Origin of the sequence: Modestobacter caceresii (assembly GCF_000761485.1) — a bacterium.
Lineage (GTDB): Bacteria > Actinomycetota > Actinomycetes > Mycobacteriales > Geodermatophilaceae > Modestobacter > Modestobacter caceresii.
Genome location: NZ_JPMX01000119.1, coordinates 89942 through 97587, shown reverse-complemented (window position 1 = coordinate 97587; position 7646 = coordinate 89942). Strand labels below are relative to the sequence as shown.

Annotated in this window: 10 protein-coding genes and 4 tRNA genes; 5 read left to right on the top strand and 9 right to left on the bottom strand. The window is 73.3% G+C overall.

What is annotated here, in order from left to right; all coding sequences use genetic code 11:
- Positions 1-36: 36 nt before the first annotated feature.
- From IN07_RS22450 to IN07_RS22420, 7 genes are all read right to left on the bottom strand, one after another.
- Entirely contained in the window at positions 37-1119 is a 1083-nt protein-coding gene (locus IN07_RS22450) for an IS110 family RNA-guided transposase (RefSeq protein WP_052091645.1), read from the bottom strand.
- A 247-nt stretch (positions 1120-1366) separates the two neighbouring features.
- Positions 1367-1924 (bottom strand): MOSC N-terminal beta barrel domain-containing protein, encoded by a 558-nt coding sequence (locus tag IN07_RS22445; protein ID WP_231558537.1) that lies wholly within the window; start codon positions 1922-1924, stop codon positions 1367-1369.
- A 10-nt stretch (positions 1925-1934) separates the two neighbouring features.
- The gene (locus tag IN07_RS22440; RefSeq protein WP_197058608.1) at positions 1935-2333 is read right to left on the bottom strand and encodes an HNH endonuclease; all 399 of its coding nucleotides are present in this window, start codon (positions 2331-2333) and stop codon (positions 1935-1937) included.
- 95 nt (positions 2334-2428) lie between these two features.
- Positions 2429-2500: transfer RNA gene (locus tag IN07_RS22435), tRNA-Val, on the bottom strand.
- Positions 2501-2527: 27 nt separating this feature from the next.
- On the bottom strand, positions 2528-2998 hold the full coding sequence (locus IN07_RS24975) for a TIGR02611 family protein (RefSeq protein ID WP_081975626.1): 471 nt from the start codon (positions 2996-2998) through the stop codon (positions 2528-2530).
- A gap of 35 nt (positions 2999-3033) precedes the next feature.
- Complete coding sequence (locus IN07_RS22425; protein ID WP_036340844.1) at positions 3034-3933, bottom strand: anti-sigma factor domain-containing protein; 900 nt, start codon at positions 3931-3933, stop codon at positions 3034-3036.
- A complete protein-coding gene (locus tag IN07_RS22420; RefSeq protein WP_036340905.1) occupies positions 3930-4556 on the bottom strand; it encodes a sigma-70 family RNA polymerase sigma factor in 627 nt (208 codons plus the stop codon). The genes IN07_RS22425 and IN07_RS22420 overlap by 4 nt, the downstream gene beginning before the upstream one ends.
- A 172-nt stretch (positions 4557-4728) precedes the next feature.
- Here IN07_RS22420 and IN07_RS22415 point away from each other — a divergent pair, with 172 nt between their 5' ends.
- The 4 genes from IN07_RS22415 (at position 4729) to IN07_RS22400 (ending at position 5700) form a co-directional block, all read left to right on the top strand.
- Positions 4729-5268, top strand: coding sequence for an SsgA family sporulation/cell division regulator (locus IN07_RS22415; protein ID WP_036340840.1), 540 nt, complete (start codon positions 4729-4731; stop codon positions 5266-5268).
- Between the two features lie 119 nt (positions 5269-5387).
- Positions 5388-5459, top strand: a tRNA-Gly gene (locus IN07_RS22410).
- 42 nt (positions 5460-5501) lie between these two features.
- Positions 5502-5572 (top strand) — tRNA-Cys (locus IN07_RS22405).
- Between the two features lie 53 nt (positions 5573-5625).
- Positions 5626-5700 (top strand) — tRNA-Val (locus IN07_RS22400).
- Between the two features lie 93 nt (positions 5701-5793).
- Here the strand turns inward: IN07_RS22400 and IN07_RS22395 are convergent.
- Together IN07_RS22395 and coaE are read right to left on the bottom strand one after the other, a co-directional pair.
- Positions 5794-6285 (bottom strand): VOC family protein, encoded by a 492-nt coding sequence (locus IN07_RS22395; RefSeq protein ID WP_036340838.1) that lies wholly within the window; start codon positions 6283-6285, stop codon positions 5794-5796.
- 81 nt (positions 6286-6366) lie between these two features.
- Positions 6367-6963: a dephospho-CoA kinase gene (coaE, locus tag IN07_RS22390; RefSeq protein WP_036340836.1), complete on the bottom strand. Its 597-nt coding sequence runs from the start codon at positions 6961-6963 to the stop codon at positions 6367-6369.
- Positions 6964-7157: 194 nt separating this feature from the next.
- Here coaE and IN07_RS22385 point away from each other — a divergent pair, with 194 nt between their 5' ends.
- Positions 7158-7415, top strand: coding sequence for a hypothetical protein (locus IN07_RS22385; protein ID WP_036340834.1), 258 nt, complete (start codon positions 7158-7160; stop codon positions 7413-7415).
- Positions 7416-7646 lie beyond the last annotated feature (231 nt).

The window sequence follows — 7646 nt, the reverse complement described above, 5'->3', positions numbered from 1 at the left end:
GAACAGATCGCGCCCTCACCGACCGCGCTGGATCAGTTACCCAACACCCTCTGAGGCGGTGAGCGCGCAGAAGGCCCACTGGTGGGTGGCGTCGGCGAGGTGCTTGTTGCGGGCATAGCGGGCCAGCACGACCCGGCGGGTGCCCGAGGCTCGGGTGATCGGTGAGGTGCCGGCGTAGTTCTTGCGGGCCTTGGCGTCGGTGTAGCGGGTGTGGTCGTCGCCGAACTCGGCGAGCACCCGGGCGCCGAGGATCGGTCCCAGCCCGGGCTGGCTGGTCACGATGTCAGCGTCCGGGTGTCGGCCAAAACCCTCGGCCACCACCGCCTGCAGTGAGGCGATCTCGCTGTTGAGCCCGGTGATGAGCCGGACGTGGCTGGCCACGATGGCTGCGTAGGCGGCCTCGATCTCCGGTGCCAGGCGCAGCGCCGGCGCCCGCAGCACCGCCTGGATCGCCTCGGCCTTGGCCTCGGGGCCGCGACGGTGGGCCCGAGCCAGCGCCGCGGTGATCTTCGACCTCGACAGGCGCGCCGCCCGTGCCGGATCGGGAGCGCGCTCGAGCAACTCCAAGGCATCGGAGGCGGCCAGCTCGGGGAAGGCCTCGAGCGCGGCGGGGAAGAACTCCCGAAGCGCGCTGCGCAACCGCTGCAGGTGGCGGGTGCGGTCCCAGATCGCGCTCTGATGCACCCGCGCCACCATCTTCAGCCCCTCCACCGCCGGGCTGTCCCCGGCCATCGGCCGGTGGTGAGCCCGATCGAGGCGGACGATCTCGGCGAGCACGTGCGCGTCACCGCGGTCGGACTTGGCACCGGAGGCGCCGTGCCGTTCCCGGTAGCGGGCCACCTGCACCGGGTTGAGCGGGAACACCTGATAGCCAGCCCCGACGAGGGCAGACACCCACGTGCCACGGTCGGTCTCGATCCCGATCACCACGCTCTGCGCGACGAACCCGGTCTCGGGGTCCACGTCGTCGTCGGTCAGGTGCTCGGCGATCAGCTCGTGCAGCCGGGTCAGCCCGGCGATGCCCTCGGGCAGCCGGGCCCGGCCCAGTCGGCGCCCCTGATCGTCTTGCACCTCGACGTCATGGTGGTCCTCGGCCCAGTCATCGCCAACGAACAGCATCCCGCGCCCCCTCCAGTCGGTTCACTGCGGTCGGCAGCGCGGAGGGAGACAGCCAGCGGACTAATGGTCAAGTGCTCACCGGCTCACGGCCGGGGCACGTCATCCCATCAGCGATCACGCCCCCTCACGACCGGTGGGCGCACGATCTGAGGCTAGGAATCCAAGCGTTCCAGTCGACGAGAGTGCTGACCCACCGGCCGCTACCGGAGCCGAACCTGCCAGAAACTGGAAGGCCCGGTAAGCCCCATTAGTCGAGCAGGTGGACCTCGTCGCCCTCGGCGACCGTGCCCGGGGTGCGGACCTCGGCGTACACGCCGAGGCAGTGCTTGGGGGTGCGGACCACGTCGAGCTCCGCGGTCCCGATCCGCAGCCGCCGGCCGACCCAGGACCGCTCGTCGGCATCGCCGGTCAGGTGGAGCAGCAGGTTGGCGCGCGGGTCGTCGGCCGAGCAGCCCTCGGGGACGTCGCCGTCCGCGGCCCGGTCGATCGCCCCGCGGGACACCAGGTGGACGGCGGCGGCGTCGACCTGCGGGCCCCCGGTCGAGGCGGCCAGGCGGACCGGCCGGCCCAGCACCTCGGTCAGGGCGTGGCCGTCGGCCTCGGTGTCCCCGGTCGGGACGACCTCGCGCAGCCGGGGGGTCGTCTTCACGGTGACCCGCTCGCCGGTGTCGGCCTCGACGACCGACCACGCCCGGTCACCGCGCAGCCCGGCGTCCTGCACGTCCACGGCGGGGACCACGCGCCCGGCCAGGGACTTCACCGGGTACACCGAGATCTGGCCGACCTGCCCCACCGTGTCGCTCACCACCGGGACGCTACGCGGGCCCGGACCGGTCGGCCGACGGGCTCCCCCGGCGCCGCAACCGCCGCAGCTGGGCCTCCAGGTAGGGCCGGGCCCGCCGCTGGCCGCCACGATCGGTGATGGCGCCGTCCAGGGCGGTCAGCACCCGTTCCAGCCGTTGCTCGTCGGGGAGCCAGCCGCGCCGCTGGCACTCCTCCAGCCACGGGACCGGTGCGGTGTGCCCCCGCTCGGAGTTGCAGCGGCGGCAGGCGGCCACCTCGTTCTCCAGCCAGGACGGCCCGCCCTTGACCCGCGGCACCACGTGCTCGGTGGTCGGCACCACCTGCGCGCCGAAGGTCCGGCCGCACCACACGCAGGTGGGCCCGTCCCGCTCGACGGCGACCAGGAGTCGGGCCGCCCGGTCCAGTGCCATCGCGTCCATGGTGCGCCGATCGCCGCAGCCCTGCCCCTGGGACGACGAAGGGCCAGGATCCCCCGTCTCCGGGTTCACCTGGCCCCTGCATCCGGTGGGCGATACTGGGATCGAACCAGTGACCTCTTCGGTGTGAACGAAGCGCTCTACCGCTGAGCCAATCGCCCGGGTGCGTCGAACATCTTGCCAGATGCTCACCGCCAGAGCGGCACCCACCCCGGCACCCAGTCCGGCACGCCCATCACGTGCAGCGTCACGAGCAGCACAGCGAGGACGAAAGCCGCGGTCAGGGCGGCGACGGCCAGCCGCACCACCAGCGGCTGACGGTTCAGCCAGGCCGTCCACCGGGCGACGTGCCGCCGGGTGAAGTCCAGCACCCGTTCGGCCCAGGTGAACTCGGTGGCGAGCAGGAACAACCCGGCGATCACGGTCAGCCACCCGGGCCCCGGCAGCGGGATGGTGACGATGCCGAAGGCCACGACCAGGCCACCCACCAGCCCGACCCCGCACCGGTAGGGCGCGTCCAGGCTGCGCCGGGTGGCGATCCAGCGCCGCCAGCGCACCTCGGCGACCCGCTCGCGCAGGCTGTGCACGTCGTCGGCGTCGTACCGGGCGCGGCGTGCCTCGGCGGTCTCCGGCACGTCCGGCTCCGGCGGGACCGGCATGTGCTCACCCCGCGCTGCCATCGTGTCCTGTCCGCTCAGCTGGTCACCTGCCCGGTCGCGACGATGTCCGTCGGTGCCGACGGAGCCTGCCGACCGGGCTCGATGCTGATGCCGTACGCGGGGTACTCGTCCAGACCGGTCTGCGCCGAGCCTACGGTCCGCAGGTCCATCTCAGAAGTCACCACGTCGAACGTCCCGATGGCCACGGGGGAACCATCCGGCAACCCCCAGACGACGTAGGTGTCGTCGCCGGGGTCGTTGACCGGCAGGCCGTCGGCCACCACCTGCAGTCGACCGTCCCGGGCGACGACGGTCGCGACGTCCTCCCCGCCCTCCTGGGACAGCGGGGCGATGGTGGCCTGCCCCGGCTCCAGCAGCGCGTCCAGCATCCGGGCCTGCTCGGCCGCCGCGGCCACGGCCTCGTCGCGAGCGCTGGTGAGGGCGACGTTCCAGGCGCCCAGCGCCAGCACCGCAGCCACCGCAGCCGCGACCAACGCGGTCGGGAGCACCCGCCGCCAGGCCGGGCGGGGGTCGGCGACGTGGGTCGGCAGCGGCAGGTGGAGCTCTCGCGCCGAGGTGCTGCCCGTGCCGGCCTCCCACGGGGCAGGCCGGCCCGCAGGGCGGGCCGGCGCAGCCGGTGACTGCTCGCGCCGGCGTTCGGGTGGTGCCGCCTGCGGCAGCTGCTCGGTCTCCTCGACCGCTGCGCGCAGCCGGTCCCGCAGTGCGTCCGACGGCTCGGCCGGTGGCAGGTCGCTGGACATCGCCGCCATCACCTCGGCCGTCTCGGCGACCGTGTCGGCACAGCGGTCGCAGCCGGCGAGGTGGGCAGCGAAGAGGTCCTCGTCCTCGGGCTCGAGCGCGTGCAGCGCCCAGCCGACGGCGAGCTCCTCCCAGCGGCGGTGCTCGTCGTCCCGGTTGCCCTTGGGTGCGGTCATCGCGGGGCTCCGTCGGCCGGGGTGACGCCGGGCAGCCCGGTGCCCAGCGTGTCCTTGAGCCGGCGCATGCCGGCGAGCATCCGCGTCTTGACGGTCCCCAAGGGGGTGCCGGTCAGGGCGGCCACCTCTCGCTGGGTGTACCCGCCGTAGTAGGCCAAGGTCAGTGCCTCCCGTTGCGGATCGGGCAGGGAGCGCAGCGCCGTCCGCACGCGGTCGGCCTCCACCCGCTCCCAGGCCTGGTCCTCTACGTCGTGGTTCTCGGTCGGTGCCGCCAGCGCCATCTCCTCCTCGGCCCGCACGGTGCGGCGGCGCTGCGACTCCTCGCGCCGGACGGCGTCCACGGCCTTGTGGTGGACCATCGTCAGCACCCAGGAGGCGACGCTGCCCCGACTGCCGTCGAAGGCGCCCGGGTTGCGCCAGATGCCGAGGAAGACGTCCTGGAGCACGTCCTCGGCCAGCGTGTCGTCGGCCAGCACTCGGCGGGCCAGGGCGAACGCCGGGCGCCGGAAGCGCAGGTAGAGGTCATCGACCGCCGCGCGGTCACCGGCCGCCATCCGGCGGACCAGCTCCAGGTCGGCGGCGCCGTCCTCGGGACTGCGCACTGGTCGGCTCACGAGGCCCATGGTCACACGCGGCGTTCGGCTCGTCGGCCCTGATCGGTTCGACCCGTGATCACGGGCACTGCGACCGCGGCGAGCCGTGTCGCCTGGCGACTCCTGGGACGCATGTGACTGGTGTGGCGCGACACGCCGAGACCATGCGTGACCGAGGGCAGTTCTGGGTCGTTAAGGAGACATGGCTCGCCACTCGATGTCCGGCTGCACCGCGCGGACGACGTTCCACCTCATCGGCCCCCAGTCCTGGACGGCGGTCCCGGCCGCCCTGGTCTACGACTCCAGCGACCCCTTCGCGGTGCGCGTCCGGTTCGGCGACGACGGCGCCGAGGACGACCGCACCCACGACGGCGGCTCCGCGTTCGAGACGGCCGCGCAGGCGGCCGGTGCCGACGACGACGCCTACGATCCGGCACCGGACGAGGACGGCGGCGTCGAGTGGCTGCTCAGCCGCGACCTCCTGCGTGCGGGCCTGATCGGGCCGGTCGGCGAGGGCGACGTCCGGCTGTGGCCGGCGCGCAACGGGCTGGACGTGCTCTTCCTGCAGCTGCGGGCACCCTCGGGCGAGGCGCTGTTCGAGGTGTCGGGCGTCGCGGTCGGCCAGTTCCTGCGGGAGACCGACGCACTGGTGCCGGTCGGCACGGAGAGCGAGCTGCTGCGGGTCGACGACGAGCTCACCGCGCTGCTGCGCGGTGGCACCGACAACCCGACGTCGCACTGACCCCCACGCGGGGTTGACCTGCAGGAACCCCCCTCCGGACACCCCCTGGACCCCCCGGGTTTGGACCCCCGAATCGGGTCGGTTAGAGTTCTCCACGTAACGCGGACTTGATCCGCAACGCGGACGTGGCTCAGTGGTAGAGCATCACCTTGCCAAGGTGAGGGTCGCGGGTTCGAATCCCGTCGTCCGCTCGGAACCCCGGGCGCTGGTCGCGAGACCGGCGCCTGGCGTGCGGTGGAGTGGCCGAGAGGCGAGGCAACGGCCTGCAAAGCCGTCTACACGGGTTCAAATCCCGTCTCCACCTCGTCTCCTCCACGGAGCACGGGTGTGGAGGCAGGCCGGTCGGCAGACCGGTAGGGGCGATTGGCGCAGCGGTAGCGCGCTTCCCTGACACGGAAGAGGTCACTGGTTCGATCCCAGTATCGCCCACCAGCCACGGAAGGCCCCAGGTCCACGGACCTGGGGCCTTCCGTCGTCTCAGCGGGAGACCCGCCTGCGGCGTGGACGGGATGTGATGATCCCCACTCAGCCGACCGGTACGCCGTCAGCTGCAGCACGCAGGGCGGCCAGGTCGAGCTTGCGCATCCCGAGCATGGCCTGCACCGCACGCTGGGCCCGCGAGGGGTCCGGGTCGGCGAACAGCTCCTCCATGCCGGCCGGGACGACCTGCCAGGACAGCCCGTAGCGGTCCTTGAGCCAGCCGCACTGGCTCTCCTCTCCCCCGTCACCGACGAGCCGGTCCCAGTACCGGTCGACCTCTGCCTGGTCGGCGCAGTCGATCTGGAAGGAGACGGCCTCGGTGAAGGGGAACTGCGGCCCACCGTTGATCCCGACGAAGCGCTGGCCGGCCAGCTCGAACTCCACGCTCATCACCGATCCGGCCGGGCCGGGTGCGCCCTCCGGGTAGCGGGCCACGCTGAGCACCCGCCCCTCACCGAAGACGTCGATGTAGTAGTCCGCCGCCTCCTCGGCCTGGCTGTCGAACCACAGGTTCGGGACGATCTTCTGCTGCGCCATCTCGGTTCCTCTCCACGGCGGGGACCCCGCTCCGGGGTCTGCACCCAGGACCGGCCCGGCCGGCGGAACTCATCGATGCCGTCAGCGCGTCGCGGGCTCCACGCGCTCGGACCAGAAGCGCTGCACCTGCGCCGCCAGCTCCTCGGGGGCACCGTCGTTGCGCAACACGACGTCGGCGACCGCCCGCCGCTGCTCGTCCGTGGCCTGGCTGGCGATCCGGGCGCGCGCGTCGGCGGCGGACAGCCCCCGGTCCACCAGCCGGGCGACCCGGGTCTCCGCCTCGGTCTCGACGACCAGCACGAGGTCGAAGGAGCCTGCCTGACCGGTCTCCACCAGCAGGGGCACGTCCTGGACGACGACCGACCCCGGCGGCGCCGCAGCAGCCAGCTCAGCGGCACGCGCGCGCACCCGGGGGTGGACGATCGCGTCCAGCCGGGCCCGGGCCGCAGGATCGGCGAAGACGACCGAGGCGAGCGCAGCCCGGTCCAGGGCGCCGTCCTCGGTCAGCACGCCGGGCCCGAACTCCTCGGCGATCGCGGTCAGCCCCGGCGTACCGGGTGCCACCGCCTCTCGGGCGAGACGGTCGGCGTCCACGACGACGGCACCACGTTCGGCCAGCAGGGCCGCGACGGTGCTCTTGCCCGAACCGATGCCCCCGGTCAGCCCGATCTTCAGCACGGTCCGACCTTAGAGGCCCCGGGCCTGCCTGCAGGTCCCATCGGGTACGCGCGGCTGGCCGGAGGGGGCGCCGCAGGTCTCGGCGAGGTGACGGCGCCGGCACCCTCGGCGCGTCGCACCAGTCACACCAGTCACAGGACCTACCTTTCGTCCCGGTGGACTTCCCCCGCCACAGCAGAGAGGCAGAACCGACCATGTCCCGTTCCACGCTCGATGGCGCACTGTCGGCCGCTGGCACTCCCCGCCGTGGTCGGCACCGGATCGACAACCCGGCCGGGGTGCGGTGCTCCGACCTCCCCGGCGTGCGCGAGCGTCTGCCGCAGGGTCGCCGCGGGGCCGCGTTCTTCCGCGCCCTGGTGCCGAGCGTGCGCTCCGGTCGGCACACCTGGGACTTCCTGGCCAACGCCGGTGGCCGCCCGCGCACCGCGTTCGCGATCATCCTCAGCCTCTGACGGAGGGCCTCCCTGCCCCCACCGCTCGCGCACTCGCGGCGGACCCGTGCAGGAGGGCCTGACCGAGGTCGACGGCGCCGCACTCCCGTTGCCCGCCCGCCGACGGCTCATGGACGAGCCGGCACGCACCCACGGTCCGACGGCTCACGGCTGAGCCTCAGGACCCGACGACCCCGTCGACCCCCACGGTCGGCGGGGTCGTCGCCGTCCGGGCCGGGGACGGCCAGTCTC

What these genes read in the sequence shown, in the direction of transcription:
- IN07_RS22450 (WP_052091645.1), bottom strand. Translation starts at nt 1,119, where the DNA reads ATGCTGTTCGTTGGCGATGACTGGGCCGAGGACCACCATGACGTCGAG.
- IN07_RS22440 (WP_197058608.1), bottom strand. Translation starts at nt 2,333, where the DNA reads ATGGCACTGGACCGGGCGGCCCGACTCCTGGTCGCCGTCGAGCGGGAC.
- IN07_RS24975 (WP_081975626.1), bottom strand. Translation starts at nt 2,998, where the DNA reads ATGCCGGTCCCGCCGGAGCCGGACGTGCCGGAGACCGCCGAGGCACGC.
- IN07_RS22425 (WP_036340844.1), bottom strand. Translation starts at nt 3,933, where the DNA reads ATGACCGCACCCAAGGGCAACCGGGACGACGAGCACCGCCGCTGGGAG.
- IN07_RS22420 (WP_036340905.1), bottom strand. Translation starts at nt 4,556, where the DNA reads ATGGGCCTCGTGAGCCGACCAGTGCGCAGTCCCGAGGACGGCGCCGCC.
- IN07_RS22415 (WP_036340840.1), top strand. Translation starts at nt 4,729, where the DNA reads ATGGCTCGCCACTCGATGTCCGGCTGCACCGCGCGGACGACGTTCCAC.
- IN07_RS22395 (WP_036340838.1), bottom strand. Translation starts at nt 6,285, where the DNA reads ATGGCGCAGCAGAAGATCGTCCCGAACCTGTGGTTCGACAGCCAGGCC.
- IN07_RS22385 (WP_036340834.1), top strand. Translation starts at nt 7,158, where the DNA reads ATGTCCCGTTCCACGCTCGATGGCGCACTGTCGGCCGCTGGCACTCCC.